Source organism: Cronbergia sp. UHCC 0137, assembly GCF_034932285.1.
Classification (GTDB): Bacteria; Cyanobacteriota; Cyanobacteriia; order Cyanobacteriales; family Nostocaceae; genus Cronbergia.
Genome location: NZ_JAYGHC010000011.1, coordinates 70,488 through 96,744 on the forward strand (window position 1 = coordinate 70,488; position 26,257 = coordinate 96,744).

21 protein-coding genes are annotated in these 26,257 nt (G+C 39.4%); 12 read left to right on the plus strand and 9 right to left on the minus strand.

Going from position 1 to position 26,257, the window contains the following annotated elements; all coding sequences use genetic code 11:
• Positions 1 to 107 precede the first annotated feature (107 nt).
• Entirely contained in the window at positions 108 to 1,514 is a 1,407-nt protein-coding gene (locus tag VB711_RS07530; protein ID WP_323285213.1) for a sensor histidine kinase, read from the minus strand.
• 662 nt (positions 1,515 to 2,176) lie between these two features.
• Between VB711_RS07530 and purB the strand changes: the two genes are divergently transcribed.
• Positions 2,177 to 3,472, plus strand: coding sequence for an adenylosuccinate lyase (purB, locus tag VB711_RS07535; RefSeq protein ID WP_323285214.1), 1,296 nt, complete (start codon positions 2,177 to 2,179; stop codon positions 3,470 to 3,472).
• Positions 3,473 to 3,575: 103 nt separating this feature from the next.
• On the opposite strand, the gene VB711_RS07540 is transcribed toward purB, so the two are convergent.
• The 3 genes from VB711_RS07540 to VB711_RS07550 form a co-directional block, all read right to left on the minus strand.
• Complete coding sequence (locus tag VB711_RS07540) at positions 3,576 to 4,649, minus strand: fatty acid desaturase (RefSeq protein ID WP_323285215.1); 1,074 nt, start codon at positions 4,647 to 4,649, stop codon at positions 3,576 to 3,578.
• Between the two features lie 305 nt (positions 4,650 to 4,954).
• A complete protein-coding gene (locus tag VB711_RS07545) occupies positions 4,955 to 6,013 on the minus strand; it encodes a fatty acid desaturase (protein WP_323285216.1) in 1,059 nt (352 codons plus the stop codon).
• A 380-nt stretch (positions 6,014 to 6,393) separates the two neighbouring features.
• Positions 6,394 to 7,209, minus strand: a complete 816-nt coding sequence (locus tag VB711_RS07550; RefSeq protein WP_323285217.1) for an acyl-CoA desaturase — start codon at positions 7,207 to 7,209, stop codon at positions 6,394 to 6,396.
• A gap of 90 nt (positions 7,210 to 7,299) precedes the next feature.
• On the opposite strand from VB711_RS07550, the gene VB711_RS07555 reads away from it, so the two are divergent.
• Both VB711_RS07555 and VB711_RS07560 read left to right on the plus strand, forming a co-directional pair.
• On the plus strand, positions 7,300 to 8,520 hold the full coding sequence (locus tag VB711_RS07555) for a methionine gamma-lyase family protein (protein ID WP_323285218.1): 1,221 nt from the start codon (positions 7,300 to 7,302) through the stop codon (positions 8,518 to 8,520).
• 41 nt (positions 8,521 to 8,561) lie between these two features.
• A complete protein-coding gene (locus VB711_RS07560) occupies positions 8,562 to 8,939 on the plus strand; it encodes a GxxExxY protein (RefSeq protein ID WP_323285219.1) in 378 nt (125 codons plus the stop codon).
• A 36-nt stretch (positions 8,940 to 8,975) separates the two neighbouring features.
• Here the strand turns inward: VB711_RS07560 and VB711_RS07565 are convergent, their stop codons facing one another.
• The 4 genes from VB711_RS07565 to VB711_RS07580 all read right to left on the minus strand — a co-directional run bounded on the left by VB711_RS07565 (position 8,976) and on the right by VB711_RS07580 (position 12,727).
• Complete coding sequence (locus VB711_RS07565; protein ID WP_323285220.1) at positions 8,976 to 10,169, minus strand: Coenzyme F420 hydrogenase/dehydrogenase, beta subunit C-terminal domain; 1,194 nt, start codon at positions 10,167 to 10,169, stop codon at positions 8,976 to 8,978.
• A gap of 109 nt (positions 10,170 to 10,278) precedes the next feature.
• Positions 10,279 to 10,518 (minus strand): 2Fe-2S iron-sulfur cluster-binding protein, encoded by a 240-nt coding sequence (locus tag VB711_RS07570; RefSeq protein WP_323285256.1) that lies wholly within the window; start codon positions 10,516 to 10,518, stop codon positions 10,279 to 10,281.
• A gap of 34 nt (positions 10,519 to 10,552) precedes the next feature.
• The gene (cobQ, locus tag VB711_RS07575) at positions 10,553 to 12,028 is read right to left on the minus strand and encodes a cobyric acid synthase CobQ (RefSeq protein WP_323285221.1); all 1,476 of its coding nucleotides are present in this window, start codon (positions 12,026 to 12,028) and stop codon (positions 10,553 to 10,555) included.
• A gap of 381 nt (positions 12,029 to 12,409) precedes the next feature.
• Entirely contained in the window at positions 12,410 to 12,727 is a 318-nt protein-coding gene (locus VB711_RS07580; protein WP_323285222.1) for a hypothetical protein, read from the minus strand.
• A 514-nt stretch (positions 12,728 to 13,241) separates the two neighbouring features.
• Here VB711_RS07580 and VB711_RS07585 point away from each other — a divergent pair.
• From VB711_RS07585 to VB711_RS07615, 7 genes are all read left to right on the plus strand, one after another.
• Positions 13,242 to 13,370: a hypothetical protein gene (locus tag VB711_RS07585; RefSeq protein WP_323285224.1), complete on the plus strand. Its 129-nt coding sequence runs from the start codon at positions 13,242 to 13,244 to the stop codon at positions 13,368 to 13,370.
• Between the two features lie 473 nt (positions 13,371 to 13,843).
• A complete protein-coding gene (locus tag VB711_RS07590) occupies positions 13,844 to 14,536 on the plus strand; it encodes an acyltransferase (protein ID WP_323285225.1) in 693 nt (230 codons plus the stop codon).
• A 144-nt stretch (positions 14,537 to 14,680) separates the two neighbouring features.
• Positions 14,681 to 16,324: a SpoIID/LytB domain-containing protein gene (locus tag VB711_RS07595; RefSeq protein ID WP_323285226.1), complete on the plus strand. Its 1,644-nt coding sequence runs from the start codon at positions 14,681 to 14,683 to the stop codon at positions 16,322 to 16,324.
• 420 nt (positions 16,325 to 16,744) lie between these two features.
• Positions 16,745 to 17,428, plus strand: coding sequence for a magnesium protoporphyrin IX methyltransferase (gene bchM, locus VB711_RS07600; RefSeq protein ID WP_323285227.1), 684 nt, complete (start codon positions 16,745 to 16,747; stop codon positions 17,426 to 17,428).
• A 251-nt stretch (positions 17,429 to 17,679) separates the two neighbouring features.
• The gene (locus tag VB711_RS07605; protein ID WP_323285228.1) at positions 17,680 to 19,266 is read left to right on the plus strand and encodes a hypothetical protein; all 1,587 of its coding nucleotides are present in this window, start codon (positions 17,680 to 17,682) and stop codon (positions 19,264 to 19,266) included.
• A gap of 100 nt (positions 19,267 to 19,366) precedes the next feature.
• On the plus strand, positions 19,367 to 19,849 hold the full coding sequence (locus tag VB711_RS07610) for a hypothetical protein (protein WP_323285229.1): 483 nt from the start codon (positions 19,367 to 19,369) through the stop codon (positions 19,847 to 19,849).
• A 30-nt stretch (positions 19,850 to 19,879) separates the two neighbouring features.
• Positions 19,880 to 20,260: a DUF423 domain-containing protein gene (locus VB711_RS07615; protein ID WP_323285230.1), complete on the plus strand. Its 381-nt coding sequence runs from the start codon at positions 19,880 to 19,882 to the stop codon at positions 20,258 to 20,260.
• 172 nt (positions 20,261 to 20,432) lie between these two features.
• Here VB711_RS07615 and VB711_RS07620 read toward each other — a convergent pair whose 3' ends face one another.
• On the minus strand, positions 20,433 to 20,750 hold the full coding sequence (locus VB711_RS07620) for a DUF433 domain-containing protein (RefSeq protein ID WP_323285231.1): 318 nt from the start codon (positions 20,748 to 20,750) through the stop codon (positions 20,433 to 20,435).
• 221 nt (positions 20,751 to 20,971) lie between these two features.
• On the opposite strand from VB711_RS07620, the gene VB711_RS07625 reads away from it, so the two are divergent.
• Entirely contained in the window at positions 20,972 to 24,412 is a 3,441-nt protein-coding gene (locus VB711_RS07625; protein WP_323285232.1) for a GAF domain-containing protein, read from the plus strand.
• A gap of 682 nt (positions 24,413 to 25,094) precedes the next feature.
• Positions 25,095 to 26,153: an N-acetyl-gamma-glutamyl-phosphate reductase gene (gene argC / locus VB711_RS07630; RefSeq protein WP_323285233.1), complete on the plus strand. Its 1,059-nt coding sequence runs from the start codon at positions 25,095 to 25,097 to the stop codon at positions 26,151 to 26,153.
• Positions 26,154 to 26,257 lie beyond the last annotated feature (104 nt).

The window sequence follows — 26,257 nt, forward strand, 5'->3', positions numbered from 1 at the left end:
AATCTTCTTTTGCTAGTGCTGTAATTATACAATACATTTGCGAATTTACGAGAATACAACAGCTTTAGAAACATTGTTAATATCATCTAAAGTTGTAAGCTTGACAATTAAGATACTATTTTTTGTGCTGCATTCTCAAATATAATTGGGATTTTAACAACAAACTCACACCCTTCTCCTACTTTAGATATACAAGAAATTTGACCACAATGTTTTTCTATAATTTGATAACTGATAGATAATCCTAACCCTGTACCTTTACCAACAGGTTTAGTAGTAAAGAAAGGATCAAATAATCGTTTTTGTATTTCCTCTGGTATTCCCATACCATTATCAGCAATTCTAATCACTGCTTGGTTATGAGAATCTAATTCCGTGCGAATACAAATTGTTAAAGGTTTCTGGATTGAAGAAGATAAATTACCATTTGCTTTCCATACATTATAACTTTCAGAAAGGGCATCAATAGCATTGGCTATGATGTTCATAAATACCTGATTCATTTGCCCAGCATAACATTCTACTAATGGCAAATCTCCATATTCTTTAATTAGATTAATCTCTGGACGATCAGGTTTAGCTTTTAAATTATTTTGAAGAATTATTAATGTATTATCTATACCTTCATGAATATTAACAGATTTAATTTCTGCTTCATCTAACCGAGAAAAATTACGCAAAGATAAAACAATTTCATTAATTCGGGTAGCACCAACCATCATGGAAGATAACAATTTAGGCAAATCTTCCATGATAAAGTCGATTTCAATCCCTTGATTTTTTGCCTGCAATAACATTTCTGAATAAGTCTGGTTCTGCTGATAACATTTCAGCATATACATAATCTCTTCGACGTATTGAATAGCGTAGTTGAGATTACCATAGATAAAATTCATGGGATTGTTAATTTCATGGGCAATACCAGCTACAAGTTGCCCCAAAGCGATCATTTTTTCGTTTTGTAGTAATCGAGTATAGTTATGTTGAAGATCACGATAATCTGCCCGTGCTATTCTGGCTCGTTCTTTTTCCTTTTGTAATCGAGTTAAAGTTAAAACATAAATTTGGGAATAGGCTAAAAGTAACTGATGGAAATCGAGTATTCCATACCCAGAAGATTGATCTGTAACTAAAATTGGTTCATAAACTAATTCAGGCGATCGCCCTAAAGCCATTTGCGTAGCTTCCACAATTGGCTGATTTTGTGGTAGTACAAGTGTTTGTGGTTGCAGAGAATTATAAAAATATTCAATTGGCCTTCTTGCAAATAACGCCAAACCATAGGGCTGACTCATTTGCTCAAAAAATAACCCACGGGAGATCATTCCCAAACATTGGTGATTTTTAGTCAGAATAATTCCTGGTAATAAAGGATCTTGCTCAAAAAGTTTAGCTAATTCACCGCCTGGATTGTCTGACTCCATTTGAACAGTCCAAACGGGTAGTTCCTGCAAAGTTGAATCTAGTTTTAAGTTCCGCTCGTCAGTAGTAGTCGTGCTATCCACAGCCAGCATCTTTCAATCCTTGAATTTAAGGTAAAATTTATACTCTTTTAAATCCGCAAAACTGCTCTAGCTAATGTTTCTAAAAAGGTTGTTCAGTTGTATTGCTAGGCAAAATCTTAATGTCACGTCTCTTTTACGGAATATTAGTTGATTAATCAAATCTAGCGATCGCATCTTTTATCATTGATTATGTAAACTAATATAATTTTGGCAAAAGTGAATAACTAGAAACACTATCTGTAGTAAAACTAATTTATCGACAGAATAACGGACTCAGTAAATGCTATCACCTCACGTTTAAGTAAACGTTAAGGATTCACATATAAACTTAAATTTAGTAGCTAATAGAAAACCTTTGTATTTTAAATAATAGATAAAGCCGTATTTTTAATTACTTATTGAGATATTTTCATCTAAAAAAATCAAGCCGTCAGCATTTCAACTTAAAATAAACTACGGCAGATTTTAAAAATCAGTAGTATTTACTAGAAGAAAAGTAAACAAGGCTAAAACCTTTTTTCCCCCTGCCCCCTGCCCCCGGTCACTGAGCGTAGCCGTGGTTGGTGAGCGCAGCCGAACCAAAGTGCTGCCCCCCTCTTCTTCTTCCTAACTTTTTGGGGCTTGCAGCCGAATTTCTTGTAGAATATTACGGTTGTATTATATGCTGAAATGTGATTGAGCGTTATACTTTGCCGGAAATGGGCAATCTGTGGAGTGAAACCTATAAACTGAAAACCTGGCTGCAAGTGGAAATTGCTGTTTGCGAAGCTCAGGCTGAATTAGGTTACATTCCATCTGAAGCAGTTGAAGAAATTAAAGCCAAGGCAAATTTTGACCCCAAGCGGGTGCTAGAAATTGAAGCTGAAGTTCGCCATGATGTGATCGCCTTTTTAACAAATGTTAATGAATATGTAGGTGATGCAGGACGGTATATTCACTTAGGGCTAACAAGCTCAGACGTATTAGATACAGCTTTAGCACTCCAATTAGTGGCTAGTCTAGATGTATTGTTAGAGCGTTTGGAAGATTTGATTGGGGCGATTCGTCAAAAAGCCAAAGAACATCGTTATACAGTGATGATTGGGCGATCGCATGGGATTCATGCTGAACCAATTACCTTTGGTTTTAAGTTGGCCGGGTGGTTAGCGGAAGTTTTGCGGAATAAAGAACGGCTGCAAATTTTGCGAAGAGCGATCGCCGTTGGTAAAATATCCGGTGCAGTGGGAACCTATGCCAACATCGAACCCCGTGTAGAAGCGATCGCTTGTGAAAAACTGGGATTGCAACCTGATACCGCCTCGACACAAGTTATTTCCCGCGATCGTCATGCCGACTATGTGCAGCAATTAGCCTTACTAGCCGCTTCCCTAGAACGGTTTGCTGTAGAAATTCGCAATCTGCAAAGAACAGACGTTTTAGAAGTAGAAGAATACTTTGCCAAAGGTCAAAAAGGCTCTAGTGCTATGCCTCACAAGCGTAACCCCATCCGTTCTGAGCGACTTACGGGTATGGCGCGACTGGTGAGAAGTTATGCCGGTGCAGCTTTAGAAGATGTAGCCCTTTGGCACGAACGGGATATTTCCCATAGCTCTGTCGAACGGGTAATTTTACCAGATGCTTGTATTTTGACACATTTTATGCTTAAAGAAGCAACCGACCTGGTAAAAAATCTCCTAGTTCATCCCCAAAATATGGAACGCAATCTCAACTGTTATGGGGGTGTGGTTTTCAGTCAAAGTTTGTTGTTGGCCTTAATTGATAAGGGATTGAACAGAGAAGAAGCTTATGCGATCGTTCAAACCACTGCTCATGCTGTTTGGAACAAACCGGAGGGAAATTTTCGCCATTTAATCAGTCAAGATCCTCGCGTCACTCAAAATTTATCCCCAGCAGAAATAGAAGCCTGTTTTGATCCGCAATATCATCTCAGACACTTGGATCAAATTTATCAACGTCTAGGAATTTAACCCAAATTGCTGAAGCAGGTGGCAGGAGGTGAAACACTGTTGCTGCTTGACACTGCCCAAATCAAAGTCAAGGTGGGCAATGCCCACCCTACCTTGCCTAATGCTAATCCTGATTATTCTTGGAAGTATAGTAAACCTTACTTCCATTATCTGGTACAAAGTGGCACGTAGTAGCAGAACGCCACAAAGACTTCCAAACTGGCTCATGAGATTCGTGGAAATATTCACCCATAATTGGTTTAATTGCCTCAGTTGCCTTCAACAAATTGTAATGAGGCATATTCAAGAAAATGTGATGAGCAACATGAGTACCAATGTCGTGATGAATATGATTGATAAAACCGTAGTCTCTATCAATACTAGAAACTGCACCTTTGAGGAAAGTCCATTCTTCACCACGATACCAAGGAAGTTCAGGCTCGGTGTGGTGTAAGAATGTCACTAAGTCCAGCCAAATTACAAACACAATGTAGGGAGCAGCGTAGTATTTCAACAACCACATCCAACCCCATTGATAGGTGAGTAAACCTAACAAACCAACAAAGGAAATCCAGAGTGTTGTGCTAGTGATAATATCCCATTTTTCCGAAGGCTTAAACAGTGGGCTGTTAGGTGAAAAGTGAGAGCCTTCTTTACCAGGAGAACGCTTAAACAAATACACTGGATAAGCTAATAGGAAAATATAAAAACGCCCTATTTTTTGCAATAAAGGCATCTCATCGTACTCAGATTCAGATACAGGATACCAGCTTTCATCATTCTCCAAACTGCCTGTATTTTTGTGGTGAGTTCTGTGGCTAATCCGCCAACCGTGATAAGGTACGAGGATGGGAGTATGGGAAAGATGACCAATCAAATCATTCAGCCATTTATGTTTAGAAAAAGATTGGTGTCCGCAGTCATGGCCAACTACAAACAAAGCCCAAAACATAGTTCCTTGCATTAACCAGAAAATAGGCCAGAAATACCAAGAATCTAGATAATTAGCGATCGCATATAGCAGACCGATAATCAAAATATCACGAAAAAAATAATACAGTGACTTAATCACACTAGGCTGAAAACATTCAGCAGGAATGGCAGCTTTTAAATCCTGAAGAGTAAAGGGTAATTTAGTTAGTTCTTCAGATGATTGAGAGCGATCGGAATGATTGAGATTGATTGTATCTAATTGCACTGGATTTTTTGGTTGGATGTAAAAGCAGAAGTATTTTGGAACTGATAAATATAGCAACAGCCAAGGTAGTTAGGACATCAATTGTTAGCGCAGTTAGGCCTAAGCCATTCATAAAACTCCTTTTAAAACGGGGTTTTACTCCTGACTCCTGACTCCTGACTCCTGACTCCTGCCATAACATTTGCCCAATAAAAAGCAGAAAGATATAGGCAATTTTTCTAACCATATTCAGGCCTGGATAATTGCCAAAATTAAAGGAATAAGGATAAAAGTTAAAGTCATAACCATCATCCTAAATCCTGAATTTATCGATCTGTGTAATATTCAGCAAAACTCTTATACCCAACTTCAGGTATGTAGAGTTGACACTCATTTGTAATTTGCTTCATTAAAGTCCAAGAAAACTGACATTCATCATGGAGATAACTGCTCCAATTTTCTTTAATGCTGCTGTAAGCCAACCGCAAATTATAGGAAGGAATAGCAGTAGAAATATGATGGGGAACGTGGACGTTAATATCGTGACAAAAGATTTCTACCCAACGGGGATAATCACAATGAATAGTTCCAGATAACTGTGCTAAAGCTTCGTTCCACTTATTAGCTGTTTTAAAAGGAACATCAGACGCAGTGTGGTGGACAATGGTGAATGTACTCATCCAAAAATGGTAAACCAACCAGGGGATAAACCAAAATTTAATAAACCCCCAAAACCCCGTGGTGATAATCAGTGTAGGGAAAACAATTGCAGCAAATAACACTACTACAGCAATAGAAAGCTTAACACCAGCTTGATCTTTTTTCTGGAACTTCTGGGTATCAAAATGCACAACCGCCCAATGTCCAATTGAACCTACCCACCAGAGACGTTTCTGCATAAACAATGCAAAAGCCGACTGTCTTGTTTTATCCCAAGTTTCAAAAACTTCTACTCTAATGGGATGCCACGCATTATCTTCATCCAGCTTGTTGGTATGTTTATGGTGATAATTATGTTTAATCCGCCAACTATGAAATGGGTAGATTAAAGGCATCATAAATAAATGCCCAACTAAATCATTGACCCAACGACGTTTAGCAAAGGAACGATGACCACAATCATGTCCGATCACAAAAAAACCTGTTAAAGCAGTTCCTGTAAAAATCCAGGCTAAAGGCAACAGAAACCAAGGAGATATTGCCAGGAATAAGTAGCCTAAGCCAGCTAACAAGATACTAAGTGTTGCTTGTGTCCAAGCTTTGCGACTATTTTTCTGAAAACATTCTTTTGGCAGACTTTTGATAATATCTTTGAGCTTGAGTTCAGATTTACCAAGGTCTGTAGAGACGTTATTGATCTTGCTGTTAATTGTTGTTGTAGTCATGAATACCTGAAAAAAACAAACTCCCTTACAAAATCACTCAAAAGCGACTTCTCGCAAAGTTTTGTAACATTAATTCTTAGGATTATAGCAACCTAAGTTACCATAGCGCACCTGCAAAAAATTTTGCCGGCAATTTTTGAATTTGCCAAAAAATATTTAGTTACCTGGGAAAAAACATTAATAGTTCCAAAAAGCTTATGTATTTATCTCATGCTCGTTGTTAATCGGGAACCCCGAACAGTGGAACTACAAAGCCCCCTAAAATCTATGCTTGCTGATGTAAAATCTGTCAACACTTCTCAGCCAAGAGTCAATAATCGGAAGTCAAAAAATGATTGACTCTAAGACTATTGACTGTATGACTATTTAATAGTGTTGATTCACTGCTTCCTATCTGCCAGCTTCACATTTGTAGCTAGACCAAGTAATTGCAGTAATTGAATTGTCATCCAAGTTAAATCAATTTCCCACCATTCCAAGCCATGACGGGCTGAGTATTGGTAAGCGTGGTGATTATTGTGCCAGCCTTCACCGAATACTAAGAGGGCTACCCACCAGCAATTAGTAGAGTTATCGCCTGATTCATGACTACGATAGCCAAATTGATGGGTGGCGCTATTAACCAACCAGGTGCAATGGTAAACCCAGATAATCCTGAAGAAAATTCCCCAAACGACAAAAGACCAGCCGCCTAGAAAATAGAGTAGCAGTCCCAGACCAATTTGCAGGGAAATAAAATTTTTCTGTAAAAACTGATAAACTGGGTCATCAATAATGTCTTTGGTGAAGCGAGGAACTTCCGCGTGAGCAGGGGCGAAATGGATCATCCAACCCATGTGACTCCACCAAAAACCTTTGTTTGAATCATGGGGATCTTTCTCGGTGTCCGAGTATAAGTGATGTATCCGGTGTGTACCGACCCACTCAATTGGACCACCTTCGCAGGAGAAAGTCCCGAAAATAACCAAGACATACTCTAACCACTTGGGTGTTTGAAAACTGCGGTGAGTTACAAGACGGTGATATCCAAGGGTAATGCCTAAACCACCAGTCACCCAGTAGAGTAATAATGCCACACCAACAGCGTTCCAGCTAAAGTTACTAGGAACTAAAACGAACATGGCGCCGATGTGGAGTCCAATGAAAAACAGGGTATTAACCCAGTTGATTTGAGGTTTAGAAGTAGCAATTGTCATGCAGTAACCTGAATAGAAATTGTTCAGCCTAGTCTGCGCGATCCTAAAATCCGCATATCTATATTTTATTTTTTTGAGGATGAGGAAACAATGAACAGCTTAGAGCAGCTGCAAGAAGCAGAACAGGCACTATTAGAAATTTTTTCTGGTATTGACGCTCAGGTCAAGCATAATCTTAAACGAGTGTTAGATGCCTTTCGTAAAAATCGTGTAGGCGCGCACCATTTTGCGGGCGTAAGTGGTTACGGACACGATGATTTAGGACGAGAAACTTTAGATAAAGTTTTTGCCCAAGTGATGGCTGCCGAAGCTGCTGTGGTGCGAGTGCAGTTTGTTTCGGGAACTCATGCGATCGCCTGCGCGCTGTTTGGTGTCCTCCGTCCTGGAGATGAAATGTTAGCAGTGGTCGGTTCTCCCTACGATACGCTCGAAGAAGTGATTGGTTTGCGGGGGCAAGGCCAAGGTTCTCTAATTGATTTTGGCATAAAATACCGCCAATTGGAGCTAACTTCCCAAGGAAAAATAGATTGGCAAGCATTAAGCACTAGCATCACTGATAATACCAAGTTAGTGTTAATCCAACGTTCCTGCGGTTATTCTTGGCGGCCTAGCTTATCAATTGGGGAGATTGAGAAAATTGTCCACTTAGTCAAACAGCAAAACCCGCACACTGTATGTTTTGTAGATAACTGCTATGGCGAGTTTATTGAAACCCAAGAACCTACAGCCGTAGGTGCTGATTTAATGGCGGGATCGTTGATTAAAAACCCTGGGGGAACGATCGCTAGTGCGGGGGGATATATTGCTGGTCGTGCCGACTTAGTAGAAGCAGCAGCTTGTCGGCTAACAGCACCGGGAATTGGTAGCGAAGGGGGGGCCACCTTTGACCAAAATCGGCTGTTATTTCAAGGGTTATTTCTAGCGCCCCAGATGGTGGGCGAGGCGATGAAAGGGACTTATTTAACAGGTTATGTATTTGACAAGCTCGGTTATCCAGTTAATCCTGCACCCCTAGCGCCACGGGGGGATGTCATTCAAGCCATTAAATTGGGTTCTGCCAAAAAGCTGATTGCCTTCTGTAAAGCCATCCAACAGTGTTCGCCCATCGGTTCTTATCTCGACCCCGTTCCCGATGATATGCCAGGGTACGAGAGCCAGGTGGTGATGGCTGGAGGGACATTTATTGAGGGCAGTACCTTGGAGTTATCGGCAGATGGTCCTTTGCGTGAGCCTTATATTGTGTATTGCCAGGGGGGGACTCATTGGACTCATGTTTCTATAGCTTTACAAGCGGCTATTGAGGCTTTATGAGGTAAGATTTTTGCACGCAGAGACGCAGAGACGCAGAGAGAATGATTGAGAATGAGATTTCGGGAGTTATTGTTGATGTGGCCTATAAGGTTCACAGTAATTTAGGACCTGGTTTGTTGGAGTCGGTGTATGAGACGGTGATGGATGTTGAGTTGAGGAGGCGAAAGTTGGGGGTGAGAAGACAGGTAATCATTCCCATCATCTATGAGGGTGTCGTTTTGGAGGAGGGTTTCCGGGCTGATTTGATAGTTGAAGACAAGGTAATTGTCGAACTCAAATCAGTGGAAACTATTCACCCAGTACACAAAAAGCAGCTATTAACCTATCTACGCCTTGCTAATAAAAAAGTCGGACTACTAATAAACTTTAACGTCTCACTAATAAAAGAAGGCATCACACGCATAGTCAACAACCTCTAAAAACTCTCTGCGCCTCTGCGCCTCTGCGTGAGCCTTTTATTCCGGTAACTTATACTGCCCCACTATCCGCTTTGCAAACTCCGGTACGTGCGCTTGCAACTTCTCCCCATAATTCCGCTTCACATACAAATAATTTCTTGTAAAGTGGGAATCTATAGAAAACCGTGCATATTCCAAGCCTCTAGGTCCAATTTTGTCAATCACCACACCCATCAATTTTGCAGCCCACATCGGTAGGGTAACGGCTTGGTCATAAGCTGGTATGCTTTGCTGTACGGCGGGTTTACGGTTTCCTTGGGACATGACGGGCTGGGTGTCGAGTTGGTCTTTTACTAATTCCAGCATTTCTTTTCCTGTATCATTTCTCACGACTATCCACTGCCAACCAAAGGGCGCGCCCATGTATCCCACAACTATATCAGCGAGGGAGTTGACGTAATCGAAGCAACTCATACAGGATGGGGCGAAGATGTCTTTGAGGACGTTGGTTTTTAAGCCAAAGAAGGGAACTGTTTCTTCTGAACCGTCTTCGTGTTTGAAGTGTACCCGGAAGTCTTGCATAAATTCATAACTGACTACTGTTTGGGGTGATCGGCTGGTGGTTTCTAGGAATTTTTGCAGTCCGGCACGGGTAACGTTATCTACGCATGGTGTTCCGAGTACATAGAGTTTTTCTAAGCCGAGTTTTTTCTCTACGGCGCGTAATGCTTGGATTTGACAACCTACACCGATCACTAATAACCGCTTCATTCCCGATTGTTCTATCTGTTCTAATACGGATAAGTTGGGTGAAAGGGTAGGTTTATTGACTTTTGCTGCTAATATTTCTTCTGGGGTGCGGGCGATGATGGGCATGGGTTGAAAACGGTCTTCTTTGGTGTTTTGAACACATACGACTCCTTCAACTAAGCCACGGTTGAGCATTTCTATGGCGATACTACTTACTATTCCTGTCCATTGCGCGCCTTTTATGGGTTGTTGTTTTTTGGCGGACATCATTTCTTGATGAACTCCAAAGTAAAGTTCATTTTCGTCTTCTAGCTTGCGGGGACGGTTATGGGTGGTGGTTTCTAGTTCGTCTATTCTTTGGGTGATAAAGGCGCAAGCTTCTTTGACGTAGTGGATATAGTAGGTGTCGCATAGCCCGCATTCGCTACAGAGTTCTTTGGCGGGGCGCAGGCTTCCGGTTTTAAGGGCTTTGGCTTTTTTGTGGGAATCTATGGTAGTCATTTATTTTGTTTATTTTTACTATTGATACCAAAGTGGAACACGGGAATTACAATAAATATTCATAGACACCATCGCTTTCTCTGCTCAACCATAGCAAGATTTCCCTTTCTTACCAAGTTGGATCACTAGACAAATTAATTATTAATTCGTCCTTTCCTGGTGGCACTCCAGTGATACAAGCCCGGATCACTTTCCCGTCTTCTAATTCTACAGTGCAAGCGTGACAAGAACCCATCAAACAACCAGTGGGTATAAATACCCCTGCCCGATCTGCTGCATCTAATAGGGCTTCTCCCACTTGAGCCTCAATGGTGACATCATCTGGTAAAAAGCGAATCCTCATAGTGATTTTTCCCCCTTCTTCCTCACTGTCCTTGATCTTGCTATGGTAAAAACGGGTTTAAATTTAAATGCTGTTCAACTTGGTTAGCTAGGGAGTTTAATATCTGCTCTCGTTGCTCTCGGTAATTGGCAACTCCGGTGGGTAAAGATTTTAAACCTCGTTGCTGACGGAGACGGTTTACCCAAGCACGTCGCCAGGGTCCGTTATCAAAAATTCCGTGTAAATAAGTACCCCAAACCGATTGACAACTATCCACTAAACCTAAGTTAATATCATCAAATAGAGGGTAACATAAAGGTTCACCGGTTGGTTGTTCTAAGCGCGATCGCCCTTGGTGAATTTCAAAGCCGCTGACAGGTAAACCCATCTGTGGATAATTGGAACTAACTTGGCGCTGACGGGCAATTTTTTGGCCTGTAATTACAGTTTTAATTGGTAATAAATTCAACCCTGTAAATTTGCCTGCTTGTCCTTCTAATCCTTCTGGATCTGCTATACTTTGACCTAACATTTGGAAACCGCCACAAATACCTAACACTGTTCCCCCAGAAGCAGCATAATTTTGAATTGCTTCTGCCATTCCGGTTTTTTGTAGCAATAATAAATCAGCAATTGTGGTTTTTGTTCCTGGAATAATTACTGCATCTGGATGTCCTAAATCTTGTCTGGGACTAAGGTATTTAACTGAAATTGAGGATTCTGATTCTAAAGGATCAAAGTCAGTAAAGTTGGCAATTCTCGGTAAACGAATCACAGCAATATTTAATTCAGCTTGGTATTTATCAGGTTTGCGTTCCAATAAATCTAGTGAATCTTCCGCAGGAAACACCTCTTCTAAATAAGGAATAACACCAACAACAGGAATACCGATACGCTTTTCTAACCATTGGATTCCCGGTTCGAGAATTGATCGCTGTCCTCGAAATTTATTAATAACTACGCCTTTAATTAAAGCCCTTTCATCGGCATCTAGTAGTTCCAATGTACCTACAACATGGGCAAAGGCTCCACCCCGGTCAATATCTACTACTAATAATGTGGGCGCGTTTAAGTGTTTGGCTATCCGCATATTAGTGAGATCACGGTGCTTGAGATTAATTTCTGCGGGACTCCCTGCCCCTTCACAAACTAATAAATCAAATTCTGTGGCTAAATGGTTTAAACATTCTTGAATTGTCTGCCAACCTAGTTCAAAATAATGCTCGTAATAATCCTTGGCATTAACAGCACCTACAGCTTTACCTTTGAGGATGACTTGGGATGTCATATCACCTTGAGGTTTGAGTAAAATGGGGTTCATTTCTACCACGGGAACTACTCCCGCAGCCCAAGCTTGCACTGCCTGAGCATAACCGATTTCTCCCCCAGTGGCGGTGACATAGGCGTTTAAAGCCATATTTTGACCTTTAAAGGGAGCTACTCTCCAGCCACGGCGCGATAGTATGCGACAAATAGCGGTGGTCAATAGTGATTTCCCCGCATGGGAGGTTGTACCCACTACCATAATTGATTTCATAGGTTTCATTCTAGAATTTTTCTAGAAAAAATAAGCTGTTGGAACGGAATTTTAACTGTATTTTGATCATTGGTTGACCACTTTCCTGCAAGCGATCGCTCAAATGGTTATTTTATGACAAGCTGTATAATATAACATGAATAGCGATATCCTTCCAAGGGTGATATTATTTTTATAATTTGTTGGGGATTCCCTTTAGTCTTATTTATGTATATCTGTTGATTTTTAGCTGCTGAACTTTCCCACCCAGCCTTGTGAGATGATCTGCAAGTATTTAATTATTTTTTAATAAAATTGACTATAAACGGTCATCACTAAACCATCCCATTTTCAGCGATCGCTTGTCCATGGAAAAGATACTTTGACCAATATTTTACCCAGTCAGGAAGGTTGATCCTGGGGTTTCTGTGGCATAGTTAGAGCCAATGCTGCGGCAAAAGCCATTTCTGCCGCTATCTGATAAGCCAACTTGATATTTGATGAAGCAGTTTTATTTTTAGGTAGAACGTAGGTTTTCTGACTATGTGATTTTTCTTGCTTAACTTCTCCGCACTCCACAGACCGTTGCAAGATCACCAAAGCATCTATGTCTTCGGAGTCGTAATTGGTTTGTAAAAGCAATCGGATTTGACTTTGGGCTGCAATGGTTAAACAACCGCTAGTTAAGGCTTGTTGGACAATTTCTTTAATTAAGTGCATAATTGAGAACCAGTTATGTAAGCTGAAAATGATATTTTACTATGTTGGCTTCATTTTGCCCTGTGGGGTTTGACCAGAACCGAAAACTAATAAAATAAGCTGAATTTTTTAGAATCTATCATGGATACCACCAAGCATACATCACCCGCATGGTTCATCCGATTGGGTGATTTACAAATTTGCAATCACCAACTAATAACCCTTTCAGAGTTTCTACACTGGCAATAGCGCGTATGTCTAAACTGTAAAAGATAACAGAGAAAAAAGACAATATTCTGTAATCATGTTCAAAATTTAGTCTTATTTCTGATACAGATTAAGGTCTATGGGATTTTTTGCTTATGAAGTACCTAAGAACCAAAATAAATACATCCTCATTTATTTCCCCAAGCTATTATTTATAAAAATTGACAGTTACGAAAAAATATGTTAAGGTTAGGAGCAATTGTTATTAAAAGCTGCTCATTTTATTCATAATATGAGTTAGCTGTTATGTAAAAAATTTGTGTGCAAAATGATTAGAGCAGCATACTTCAAAAATTCGCTGCAAGAGTACCGTCATAACAGTCGGGGAAGTGCTTACTTATTTGCACCAATGGCGAATTTCAATGTAATGGCAGAAGTGGGAGACACTCCACCCTAGATTTATTTAATTAAAAAATCTAAAAAAAACTGAATGAAAATTACATGATAATACTCAAACTAAAGTAGTGTTAATTCTGTCAAAAATTGAGTAGTAAATGTAATTTGATTGGAAAATAATTCGTTACCATCAAGTGTGATCGTAGCACTGAATAGCCTGGGGAAAAATAGCTTCAATTTGCCAAGCTGCATCACTGCTGACGAAATTTTTCATTACCCTGTCTAAATGTTCCCAGAAAATTAATTGCACCGTAACGTTTATTTGCGCCTCTCTACCTAGATAATCTCATAACTATTAAGTAGGTTGCCGTTAAAAACTTATCCTTGGGATCAGATAAAGACCTATTGCAATACGGACTTGCTTTTCTTGACAAAGATTAGTTTTATTCTGCCCACCTACTTACTAGAAACACAAATATAGGGTGTTCAAATTTCATGCTTGTAAAAAATAATTGATTTGAGAGATATATAGCCATGATTAACCAAAAATATTTTGCAAAATTACAGCGAATTAAAGAACTTCTCTTCACTACTTTATTAGGAGAAATTCCTACAATTGCCTTGGGTCCTAACTTACGGAGATTGTTATATCGAAATTTATTTGCCAGCATGGGCAAACAAGTTTACATTCAACATGGTGTGGAATTTATTGGTACTTCTTGTATTGAAATTGGGAATGGGGTATACCTTTTTAAAGATGTACGTTTAGACGGTAAAGGACATCCAGATAATAAAATTACACTAGGCAATCAAGTAGCAATTGAACGAAATGTAGATATAGGCTGTTTAGACAACACACGGATTCTTATTGGTGATGAGACTTTTATTGCACCGAATGTATCTATTGCTGGGCCTGGAGACATCAAAATTGGTAAACACTGTATGATTGCATCTCACTGTGGGATCTTTGCCAATAATCATCGGTTTAGTGATCTTCTTTCACCAATAAAAGACCAAGGTGTAACTCGTAAGGGTATTGTGATTGAAGATGACTGTTGGCTAGGCCATGGAGTAACTGTAATTGATGGTGTTACCATTGGTCAGGGTAGTGTGATTGGTGCTGGTGCAGTTGTTAATAAAGACATTCCACCGTTTTCTATTGCTGTGGGTATACCTGCAAAGGTAATTAAAAGTCGTAAAACTCAGGACGCAGTATATTGTGGGTGAATTGAGGTACTAACAAAATTAATGGTCTAACGAACTGGTCGGGAACAGGATTAATTTCCAGATTTCCCCGTACCCTATTCCCTATTTCCTGCTGTATCATCAAGAAGGACGAGTTATAGTTTTCAACTCCCACCCTCGTTATACATGGAAAAAACACGAAAAATCAGATTCTTACCCCTGTTTGTTTCCCCTGTTCTCCCGTGTTTATTCAGAGTAATAACGACATTGTGCTTATTCGGTTTGACGGGTGCATCTAGTTCTGTCAGCGAAAAAGATGTAGAATTAAGAGTAGGCATTGTCCAAAGATTTGGGGCAAAAATTACAGATAAAATGCGGTTAGCACCCACAAATGGCGATCGCATTAAGTTAAGATTCACTCAAGGCAATCAACAAAAAACCCTAACTACTGCTAATCCTGTCCAGTTAGAAACAGTAATGCAAAAGTTATCCCCACCAGCACTTCAGGAAATATTGGTTTTGGGTGACTTCCGCACCTTTGAAACGGCAGAAGACAGTGCCACAAAATTGCGTTCTCAGGGGATAGAGGTAGAAATAGCCCAGCCAGAACGGTGGCAAGTATGGGCTAAACGAGATGTTTATAGCACTCCCTTACTTCGACGCTTACTTTTACAAAGCCTAAAAGCATCCGGTCAAGACAATGGCTATTTAGATACCCAAATATTAAAAGAAACACCGCAACTTAGTTGGGTAGTTAATAACGAAGCATACAAATCCGATCATCTAGAAATTACCACAGACAAAAATTTAATTCGGGTAAGCGTAGGCAAAAACCTCAATCAACCCCGTCTTTATGCTGGTAAAATGAACTTACAGCCCAACGCCTACGGCACTTATACCTTAGTTAATCAAGTATTATTAGAAACCTATTTACGCGGAGTTTTACCCTACGAAATCGGCACAAAAGCCCCAAAGTCTGCCCTAGAAGCCCAAGCTATTATTGCCCGCACCTATGCCTTGCAAAATGTCCGTAGGTTTGATGTAGATAATTATCAGTTATGCGCTGATACCCACTGCCAAGTTTATCAAGGACTAAATGAAGTTTCTACCAGTACAGATCAAGCAAGTGCAGATACTAAAGGGATGGTGCTAACTTATAATAATCAACTTGTAGACACACTCTATTCTTCAACTACAGGGGGTGTCACGGCCTATTTTAGCGATGTTTGGGATGGAGAAGATCGTCCTTATTTACAACCAGTAGTAGATGCACCCACCAATATTTGGAATTTATCTACCCAAAATTTAGCTGATGAAAATAATTTCCGGCAGTTTATTAATTTGAGAACCGGCTTTAATGAAAGTGGCTGGAATGTTTTCCGTTGGCGCAAAGAAAGTAAACTAGAAGACATTATCACAGACTTGCAAAGATTCTTAACTCTCAAAAAAAGTCCCTACGGTAAATTGAAGACAGTTGAGGCTATGTCTATAGTTAAGCGTAGTCAAAGCGGACGTGTACTTGAACTGGCTGTAAAAAGCGATATTGGAACTTTTGTACTACACAAAGACGAAATCCGTAGTGCCTTTAGAGATCCCATTAGTACACTTTTTTATCTCGAACCTTTGAATAAAGGTCAAAAAAATATTTGGGGTTATGCTTTTGTCGGTGGTGGATTGGGACATGGAGTTGGTTTAAGTCAAACGGGCGCTCAAAATCTCGCTAAACTAAATTGGTCAAGTTCCAAAATTCTTCAATTCTATTATCCTGGAACGCAAGTGACTATGCTGAGTGAAAAATTAAAGCCACTTCCAACTCAAAATTCAAAATAAAGCTGATTTTATTATAAAGGTTGGGTTTCGTTCCATTGCTCCGCAACGCTAACGCGAACAGCCTAATCTTGTATCTTAGAGGATGTTTTAAAAGTTTTGGGCGAATATAATAGAGCCTCCGGCTTCCGTAAGGGATACACCACTACACAAGCCAAGTCCACCTGCGTGGACTAAGGAAAGATTAAGGGTTTGAAACCCACGGAGGTGGGTTTTGTCTGTGTAGCCGCGACTTCTAGTCGCCAGGGCGAGTATGAATTTAGACTTTTCAAACACCCTCTTAGAGGTATGTTAGATATTTACCTAAAACCCCTAAAGCCTTTTTTTAACGAACATCATCGCCAAAAATCTTTTAGTAAAATTGTGATTAACGGTTTTATCAGTGATAATTTTAAGAATTGTAAATAGTTAAAATCAACTTGTATGAACGCAGCCGACGATAAAACGATAGTTCGTGAGTATTTTAATTCCACAGGATTCGACCGTTGGAAACGCATCTATGGAGATGGTGAAGTTAACAAAGTCCAACTAGATATCCGTACTGGACATCAGCAAACTGTGGATACAGTCATCGGCTGGTTAAAAGCAGATAATAATTTACCAGAGTTATCAATTTGCGATGCTGGGTGTGGTGTGGGTAGTCTCAGCATTCCCCTCGCAATAGATGGGGCTAAGGTCTATGCCAGCGACATTTCTGCTAAAATGGTGTCGGAAGGGCAGGATAGGGCTGTACAGGCTTTATCAAATACTGTCAATCCCACCTTTGCAGTGCAAGATTTAGAATCTTTAACGGGTAGTTATCACACTGTAATTTGCTTAGATGTTCTGATTCACTACCCTCAAGAAAAGGCAGATGAGATGATTTCCCATCTCTGTTCTTTGGCACAATCAAGAATAATTCTCAGTTTTGCACCTAAAACTTGTTTCCTGACTATTCTCAAGAAAATTGGTAGTTTCTTCCCTGGTCCTAGTAAAGCAACTCGCGCTTATTTACACCGTGAAGCTGATGTGGTGAAGATTCTCGAAAAGAATGGTTTTACAGTGCAAAGACAAGCGATGACTCGGACTCGTTTCTACTTTTCTCGCTTGCTGGAAGCTACACGTTGATCAAAGGTGAACCACCGCTAAATCAATTATAGCAGGGAATAGGGAATAGGGAATAGAGAATAATACTTATCCGTTAAGAGTTTTTGTAGGTTGGGTTAAGCGACAGCGCAACCCAACAAAAGCCCGTAAATGTTGGGTTTCCTAACGTCAACCCAACCTACCTGATTTAATGTTTTTAGCTTAACCGACAAGTATTGCCCTACGTCTTGCGTAAGTCCTAAAAATCTGAATTTATCCTGAATTTATCAAAAATGTCAGATCAAAAAGCAGTTCAAAAGCTAAATTTTAATTCTCCTTGGTTCATTATATTTGTTTTTTCGATTTTGGGAGTTGTTGCTATTCTCAATCATTCGATGTGGAGAGATGAACTAAATCCTTGGTTGATTGTCCGAGATAGTGAGTCTTGGGGCGATTTTATTGGGAATATTCGTTATGAAGGTCATCCGGTTTTATGGTATTTTTCTCTGGCAATTTTGAGGAATATTGCTGATACACCAATGATCATGCAATTATTTCATTTGGGTTTGGCAATTAATTCTGTAGCTATTTTCTGGTTATACAGTCCTTTTGATAATAAACAAAAATTGCTTTTTACATTTGGCTATTTACCTTTTTATGAATATTTCTTAATTTCTAGAAACTATGCTTTTGGAATGTTGTTTATTTTTGCGTTTTGTGCAGCTTTTGAATCTAGAAAGAAAACTTATCTAATTTTATCAGTTTTATTGGGTTTAATGGCAAATAGCAACGCCTATGCCTTATTAATATCATTTGCTTTATTATTAACATTAATAGTTGAATTTTGTTTTGATATTGAACATCGTAACCAATATTTTAACCAAAATAAAAAATATGACTTATGGCTAAGTATTGCAATTATCGTATTTTGTTATATTTTAGCAATATCTATTATTACTCCTCCGGCTGATAGTTATCTTCATGGAGGATTAAGCAGTGGATGGTCTATTAAGTTTGATATCGCTCATTTATTGAAAACTATCGGTAAATTATTTGCTGGTTATTTTTTAATAATACCCGAATCTAAACGATGGTTAGATTTAATTGTTTGTACATTAATTTCTCTATTCATCATCAGTTTAATTTTACTGAAGTTAGGAAAAAAGCCCTTTGCTACCTTTTTCTATATTTTCGGAAATCTTGAATTACTTGCATTTGCATATTTTAAATTTTCAGGTTCAGGTCCTCGACACTTTGGGCATTTTTATTTAATCCTTTTGGCTGCGTTGTGGTTGGGAAGTTACGATCAGGAATCGAGCTTTTTAACTAATAAATTGAGATTTTACAAAAATTCCGCTAAATTTGTTCAAAAATGGCAACATATCACCTTAATGGCTATTTTATATATCCAATTTTTTGGAGGAATCTATGGATTTGGTAGAGATTTAATTATCCCATTTTCTGCTAGTCGAGAAACAAGCCAGTATATTCAAAAAGCTCAAATAAATAATGAATTTATCGTAGCTAGTCGAGATGCAAATATGGCAGCATTATCTGGTTATCTTAATCAGAAATTTTATTATCCTGAACTTGGGGGTATGGGAAGTTTTACTCTCTTTAAAAAAGGACGTAAAGATGTTGATCAAGATGAAATATTAAGACAAGTAAGTTCTATTTTAATTCAGCCAAAATCACCAAATAGAATTTTACTAATTTTACATCAAAAGCTGAAATCAAACCGCAATGATTTGAAGATTATTAATATTAAGAATTTTGAGAGGGCTTGGGTAGATACCGAAAGATATTATCTCTATTGGGTATATAAAGACAGCATAAAAACTGCTAAAATATCTCCTCCTATCCAAGAACTGCGCCTTTAAGATATGATAGATTCTTGACTGATTTGTGGAAATATTATTGGAATCTTAACGCAACCAACGTTAAAATCGCAAGCAAAGTTAAAAATCTGAGAGGGGAACTATGAAGACGGCTGAAAAATTAGCTGCGGGTTGGCTACTTACACTCGGATTCATGTTTTTGACATTATCAGTATCAGCAACACTTGAAAAAATAAGTACACAGAAGGCTATTATCATCCCTCAAGACGAACATGATTATATCTCGCCAAATGCTATTTCTGACAAGTATGATGAAAGGGCTGTTGGTGGTTTAATTTATGGGGTTCCCACCTTTTTACTAGGGGGATGGTTGGCGTTAGGATTATATCGTCAAAGCCGACTAGAGAAAAAGGCGCTGAATCAGCAGGTAAATGAGAATTTACAATATTTGTTTTATCAAATGTTAAAAGAGAATCATGGACGCATAACTTTGTTAAGCTTTGCTATGCAGTCACAATTACCTGCGCTGGAGGCTAGATATTATTTAGATGAAAAAGCTAAAGAATTTAATGCCAATTTTCAGGTTAATGAAGAGGGAGGGGTATCATATCATTTTGATGTGTAAGGTAGATATCCTAATTTACGGCTAGGTTTTATGGCGCAAATTTTTGTCAGCATAGCTGCGATTTTAGGCGGTTTGTCTGTGGCTGGTGGTGCTTTTGCGGCTCATGCTTTGCGAGAAAAAATCAGTGCGCGATCGCTAGAAATTTTCGACACTGGCGCTCGTTATCAAATGTACCACGCTCTAGCACTTTTGTTAGTTGCTATCCTCATCAGTCGTACCGCAACACCTCCGTTTACCCTGGTAGCTAGTGGGTGGATGTTTATTGTGGGTGTGGCTTTATTTTCAGGTAGTTTGTATATTTTGAGTCTCACAGGTATCAAATCCTTGGGGGCGATCGCTCCTTTGGGAGGTTTAACTTTGATGCTTGGTTGGGCTACTTTAGCGATCGCTGCTGCAAGTTTAAAGTTTTAATTTTAGGTTGGGTGGACGCAAGAAAACCCAACTTTTATGAAAAGGAATTTGGCGTTGCTGATTAAGAATATGATTTTGTTTCACGCAGAGGCGCAGAGGCGCAGAGAGTAAGAGTTTGAAATCATTGATTTTTCAATTTCATACCCTAATTCACCAACGCCAGGAATTTTATTTAAGCGATACTTTTAATTTGTTTGAGTTTTTGTTGCACTAAAGAAGGACTTTGAGTTTTTAGTTCTCTAGCATAAATTTCATCTTCCTCTATGTCTTTTCTAATTTCTTCTAAATGATCGTAATAATAAGTTAATGCTGCATAAACGTCAGCTAAAGTGATACTAGGATAGTGATAAACAATTTCATCTGGTGACATTCCCATTCGTTCGTGCCAAATCACAATATTTTGTACTTTAATTCTATGTCCAGCAATGCGAGGTTTGCCACCACATATCCCAGGAGTAATTTCAATATGATTGACTATTACTGCCGTCATTAGAATTTTCTCCTGTTTTTCAGTCATCATTAGCATCTTATAAAATACTATAATTGTAGTATATTCTCAATAGTCAGGCTAGGACTAAGCTTTTTTGGGATGATAGACTACTTTAGCGATCGCTGCTACAAGTTTGAAGTTTTAATTTTAGGTTGGGTGGACGCGAGAAAACCCAACATTTTCTCAAATAATGTATAGTAATACAAAATAAATATACTTAAATGCTGACACCTATCAATGCTCTCAGTGAAACTGAATTAAAGTTAGCTATTGTTCGTAATCCCCTGATGGTGACACCCGATAAAACCGTGATGGAAGCCATAGCACAAATGAGTGGTGTACGAGCAATTTGTTCAGTTTCCCAGGCTACTGATAGCCAACTGGAAAGCCTACTGATAGATGCACGCTCAAGTTGTGTCATCGTTGTAGAAAATAATCAACCACTGGGGATTTTCACAGAAAGAGATGTGGTTAGACTCAGCGCCCAAAAACGAAATTTAGAAAATTTAGCCATCCGTGATGCCATGGCTCATCCTGTCATCACCTTGCGCGAGTCAGAGTTTAACGATCTCTTTTTTGCCGTTAATCTGCTCCAACACCACCGCATTCGCCATTTACCGGTGGTTGATGAGCAAAATCAACTGGTGGGACTGCTGACTCATGAAAGTTTACGGCAAAGATCACGGCCAGTAGACTTATTGCGATTGCGGCTGGTAAATGAAGTGATGACGAGAAAGGTGATTTCTGCGGCTGCGGATGTTTCCATATTAGCGATCGCTGGCTTAATGGCAGAAAATCGAGTTAGTTCTGTAATGATTGTCCAAGTACAGGAATCTCGACAAATTCCCATTGGTATCGTGACTGAGCGTGATATTGTCCAATTTCAAGCCTTAAACCTGAATTTTGAAACCTGTACAGCACAGGCTGTCATGAGTACACCGGTTTTCTGTGTCAATCCCGATGAATCTCTGTGGACTGTGCAGCAGATAATGGGACAGCGATTGATTCAGCGTTTAGCTGTGACAGGAAAACAGGGTGAACTACTAGGCATCGTTACCCAAAGTAGTATTTTACAAGTCCTCAACCCCTTAGAATTATATAAATTAACGGAAGTATTAGAGCAAAAGGTATTGCAATTAGAAGCAGAGAAAATAGAACTGCTGGAAAATCGCACCATTAAACTAGAACAGAAAGTAGAAGAGCGCACCATTGCACTCCAGAAAAAAGTAGAGCGAGAAAAGTTAATTACTAAAGTTGCTGCTCAAATTTCCTCATCTTTAGATTTACAAAATATTCTCAATACCACAGTTGCAGAAATGCGATCGCTGTTGAAATGCGATCGGGTGATTATTTACCAGTTCCATCCTGATTTAACCGGCAAAGTGATCGCCGAATCTGTAGTTACAGATGGAATTTCTATTCTACATAACGAGCCTCAAGATCGCTGTCTTACCCCAGAATTGCTTGAACCTTACCTTCAAGGACAGATTCAGGTAATTAATGACCTCTATTGTGAATCCATGAGTGAGTGCCATCAGAATCTGCTGATCAAGTTGGATATTCGCGCCAAACTCATGGTTCCCATCATCGTCGAAAATAAACTTTGGGGATTAATCTTAACAAGTTACCGCCATACTCCCCACGATTGGGAAGTTGATGAAATCGAACTGGTACGCCAACTATCAATTCAAGTTGCAATTGCTATTCAACAAGCAAACATTTACCAACAAGCACAAATTGAACTCAGACAAAGACAACAGGCAGAATCAAAACTCTATCACCTTAATCATGAACTAGAAGCTAGAGTACAGCAACGTACAGCCGAACTGCGTATGCTGCTCCAGACTACTCAACACATTCGTCAATCACTAGATTTGTCTACTATTTTTAATACTGCTACCCAAGAAATTCGGCAATTAATTAATGTAGATCGGGTAGGGATTTTTAAATTCGATCCTAACAGTAATTTTAATGATGGTGAATTTGTCTCAGAATCTGTAGTTGGTGGCTTTAAATCTGCTTTAGAAGCTAAAATTCATGACCACTGTTTTGGTGAACAATATGCTCCTTACTATCAGCAAGGTAGAATGCAAATAGTAGATGATATTGACAATGCTGGACTTACAGACTGTCATCGTGATATTTTGGCACAATTTGAGATTCGAGCTAATTTAGCTGTGCCATTACGACAGGGGGAAAATTTGTGGGGTTTGCTGTGTATTAATCAATGTTCTCAACCCCGTCACTGGCAAGATTTTGAAATTGAACTTGTCCAACAAGTAGCCAACCAATTAGCGATCGCTATTCAACAAGCAGATTTATATGAGCAAGTACAGTCAGAACTAATCATTAGAAAACAAGCCGAAAATAAGATTTTACTGCAACTACAACGGCTCAAAACCATTCAGGACATTACTGAACAAATTCGTGGGACTCTAAATCTCAACGATATTTTAGCCACCGTCACCAAACAAGTTCAAGAATTAATGCAGGTTGAGCGGGTGATTGTTTTCAGTCTATTTGCTGATGGTAAAAGTAAAATTGTCGAAGAAGCCGTTGCTAATGGTTATGTGGCCTTGAAAGATCGTCATTGGGATAATGAAACATGGTCACAAGAGATTTTAGACCACTACTACCAAGGAAAACCCCGGATTGTGCCTGATGTGATGAACGATATCTGGGCTAATTGCTTGGCAGAATATTCTGTAGAAGGAAATATCCAATCTAAAATTGTTGCTCCCATCTTGCAGGAACTTACAGAAAATGAAACCGGACGTTGGGTAAATGCTCCTAATAATAAACTCTGGGGTGTGCTAGTTGTCCATGCTTGCAGCACAAAACGCATCTGGGAAGAATCTGAAGCTCAATTATTGCAACAAATAGCCAACCAATTAGCGATCGCTATTCAACAAGCAGATTTATTTGATCAATTACAACTGTCTTTGGTTCAAGAAAAAGAAGTCAGCGAAATGCGATCGCGCTTCATTTCTATGGCATCCCATGAGTTTCGCACACCTTTAGCCATTATTTCCTCATCTACAGGTATTTTACAAACTTTTAGCGATCGTCTGAGTGAAGAAAAAAAACAGGCACACCTAGAAACCATTCAAAAGACCATCAAGCATATTGTTCAACTTCTGGATGATGTCCTCATGATCAACCGTGCGGAAGCTGAGAAAATGGAATTTAACCCAGAAGCATTAGATATCATTTCTTTCTGTCGTCGTCTCAAAGAACAAATAGAAACTACTAGCACCAAACATACAATAGAGTTTTCTTTAAATGTCAGTGAGCCAATAGTAGATGATACCTTAGTTGTTCAATTTGATCAAAAACTCATTCGACAAATTTTGACAAATCTCCTCAGCAATGCTATTAAATATTCTCCTGAAAATAGTTTAATTAATTTTAATTTGACCATAGAAAATAACCAACTCATCTTTAAAATTCAAGATTGTGGAATCGGCATTCCTGAACAAGATCAAGTTAATTTATTTGCCTCATTTCATCGTGCTTCTAATGTCGGTAGTATTTCTGGTACAGGTTTGGGTTTGGCAATAGTCAAAAAATGTGTTGATCTGCACAAAGGTATAATTACATTAGATAGCCAAGTAGATAAGGGAACAATATTTACAGTTAATATTCCTTTTTTAAGAGGATGAAAATTTTACTCTAAATAGATATACTTGAGAAGTCTATAACTTGCGTTTTTACATCAATAGACATCTCCAGAAACTAAATATGCGTGACCTAAAACCCCCGTAGAGACGTTCCATGGAACGTCTCTACAATCTTTACCGGAGATGTCTAATATGTCCCCTTTAGGCAAAAGCTCAAATTGTAACCTTGAGAAGTATAAACAGAAAAATTTAAGAGGATATTTGAAAAGTTTCCGGCGATTATAAAGATGCCTCCGGCTCCCGTAGGGTACGCTACTACACAAACAAAGTCCGCACTATGGCTAACGCCACGCTACGCTATCGACAGGCTCAGTGACCACCTGCGCGGACTAAGGTCAAATAAAGGGTTTACAACCCACGGAGGTGGGTTTCGATTGTGTAGCCAAGCCACTGCGTTGGGCGGGTTTCCCAACTTAAAGCAAGTGGCGCGCGACTTCTAGTCGCCAGGGCGAGTACAAGTTCTTACTGATACAGATCGTCTACACACTATGAGTGTAATTGTTTCTGAAAGATATTTTTGATTATTTAAGTACGCTAAAGGAAGCTCTTTGCTATACAATGCAGCGAAAGTTCAATAGCAACAAGTCATAGGTGATTTAGCTAGTAGCTTGGCTGTTGATGGCTGATAATAGATTAACAATTCATCGGATAAGGATTTGATATTATGGGTAATTTAAGGCGCGTACCAGTTGGGATTGTTGGCGCGTCAGGTTATGGGGGAGTGCAATTAGTCAAGCTGCTGATGGATCATCCAGAAGTGGAACTGGTGTATTTAGGCGGCGAAAGTAGTGCTGGGAAATCTTTTGGAGATATTTACCCACATTTTGGGAATATAATTAATTTGCCAATTGAGGCAGTAGAAGCAGAAATTATAGCCAGTCGTTGTGAAGTTGTGTTTCTGTCTTTACCGAACGGCTTGGCTTGTAAAATTACGCCGGACTTGCTAGAAAAAGGCTGTAAAGTCCTGGATTTAAGTGCTGACTATCGGTTTAGTGACTTAAAGACCTATACAAATTGGTATGGTACTCAAAGGAGCGATCGCACTGTAGCAGCTACCGCCATTTATGGTTTACCAGAATTGTATCGCGATCGCATTTCTGAATCTCAACTCATCGGTTGTCCCGGTTGTTATCCCACAGCCAGCCTTTTAGCACTATCACCACTGCTCAAACAAGGGTTAATTATCCCAGAAACAGCCATTATTGATGCTAAATCTGGAACTTCTGGTGGTGGAAGACAAGCCAAAGTCAACTTATTATTAGCCGAAGCAGACAACTCTCTAGCAGCTTATAACGTTACTCGTCACCGTCACACCCCCGAAATTGAGCAGATTTGCAGTCAATTAGCAGGACACGAAGTTACAATCCAATTTACACCCCACCTGATCCCAATGGTGCGAGGGATTTTAGCCACTGTTTACGCCACTTTGCGAGATCCCGGTTTAGTGCGCGATGATCTAATTACCATCTACAATGCCTTTTACCGTAACTCACCTTGGGTAAAAATTTGTCCTAGCGGTGTTTATCCCCAAACCAAATGGGCAGCAGGTAGTAATGTTTGTTACATTGGGCTAGAGGTTGACCCACGTACTGGCCGGGTAATTGTGATGTCAGCCATTGACAACTTAATTAAAGGTCAAGCAGGTCAAGCCATTCAGTGTATGAATATCATGATGGGTTGGGATGAAACTTTGGGATTGCCCAAAATTGGATTTTATCCATAAGAGGGAACAGGGAACAGGGAACAGGGAACAGGGAACAGTTATTCCATAGAGATAAACGATTTTCCTATGGAGGTGAACAGTTATTCCATAGAGATAAACGATTT